The 1415-nt window shown below is 62.3% G+C and carries 2 protein-coding genes; both read left to right on the top strand.

Annotation, left to right across the window (positions count from 1 at the left end; translation table 11 throughout):
* Window positions 1-98: 98 nt before the first annotated feature.
* On the top strand, window positions 99-1127 hold the full coding sequence (locus HY36_RS12635) for a ligase-associated DNA damage response exonuclease (protein WP_035553458.1): 1029 nt from the start codon (window positions 99-101) through the stop codon (window positions 1125-1127).
* On the top strand, window positions 1108-1257 hold the full coding sequence (locus tag HY36_RS18185) for a UvrB/UvrC motif-containing protein (RefSeq protein WP_081806181.1): 150 nt from the start codon (window positions 1108-1110) through the stop codon (window positions 1255-1257). The genes HY36_RS12635 and HY36_RS18185 overlap by 20 nt, the downstream gene beginning before the upstream one ends.
* Window positions 1258-1415: the final 158 nt, after the last annotated feature.

The following is a 1415-nucleotide window of genomic DNA, read 5'->3' as shown; positions in this document are numbered from 1 at the left end:
ACGAGACCATGTCGCAAGTGTGGCGAGGCAGTTCAGGATTGCATAAGGCTACGGGGTGCGCCCCTTCCCCGTCCGCGTGCATCGCCTACATTGAGGGTATGCTGCGGCCAGACCTCCTGCTTCACCCCACCCCCAAGGGGCTCTATTGCCCGCCGGGGGATTTCTATCTTGATCCCGTGCGCGGCGCGGTGGACCGGGCCGTCATCAGCCACGGCCATTCGGACCATGCGCGCGGCGGCCACGGCAAGGTGCTGGCCCATCCGCACACACTGGCCATCATGGCCGCGCGCTATGGCGACAGTTTCGCCAAACAGACCCAGGCCGTCGAATATGGCGAGGCGATCGAGATCAATGGCGTCACCGTCTGGCTCTCCCCGGCGGGGCACATTCTCGGCTCGTCACAAATCGTGGTGGAGCACAAGGGCCTGCGCATGGTGTTCACCGGCGATTACAAGCGCCGCGCAGACCCCACCTGCCCCGGCTTCGAGCCGGTGGAGAACACGCATGTCTTCATTTCCGAGGCGACGTTTGGCCTGCCCGTCTTCCGCCATCCGCCTACGGACCAGGAGATCGACCGCCTGATGCGCTCGGTCGCGGACAATCCAGACCGCACCCATTGCATCGGCGCCTACTCTCTGGGAAAGGCCCAGCGCGTGATCAAACATCTGCGCCTCGCCGGGCATGACCGGCCCATCTACATTCATGGCAGCCTGGAAAAGCTCTGCGAGGTGTACGAGGCGGCCGGCGTCACGCTGGGAGAGTTGCGCCCCGCCACGCTGGAAGACCGGTCAAAGGCCGCGCGCGAAGCCTTCCGTGGAGAGATCGTCATCGCCCCGCCCGGCGCCTTTGAAGGCAAATGGGCCCAGCGCTTCCCCGATCCCGTCATCGGCTTTGCGTCTGGCTGGATGAGCGTAAAACAGCGCGCCAAGCAGCGAGGGGTCGAGCTGCCACTCGTCATCTCCGACCATGCCGATTGGGACGAACTGACCGACACGGTCCGCGAGGTCGACCCGCAGGAACTCTGGATCACCTATGGCCGCGAAGACGCCCTCGTCCGCTGGGCCGAACTCGAAGGCCGCCGCGCCAAGCCGCTAAGGATGGTCGGCTATGAGGAAGAGATGGGGTGAGGGCATGCAAGCGGCTTTAGTGAACCTCGACAAACAAATGCGCGAAGCCGCCGCGAATCTGGAATTCGAAGAGGCTTCGCGTTTGAGGAACGAGGTGATGCAGCTACGGGAAGAGGAGTTGACGCTGTAGCTTGTGGGGAGCGGACTACTCAAGGCCGACGTAAAGAACCAAAGAAACAAGAACTCGAAATCCCTCGTTCAAAGATACGACTTCTATTTAGCAGGCTTCTTCCTCGACGCTATGTAAGGCAATCCAGTGTCCGTCGTCAGGTATTTGAGACTTCAGGC

The organism is Hyphomonas atlantica corrig. (assembly GCF_000682715.1).
Lineage (GTDB): Bacteria > Pseudomonadota > Alphaproteobacteria > Caulobacterales > Hyphomonadaceae > Hyphomonas > Hyphomonas atlantica.
This window is presented reverse-complemented; position numbering and strand designations above follow the sequence as displayed.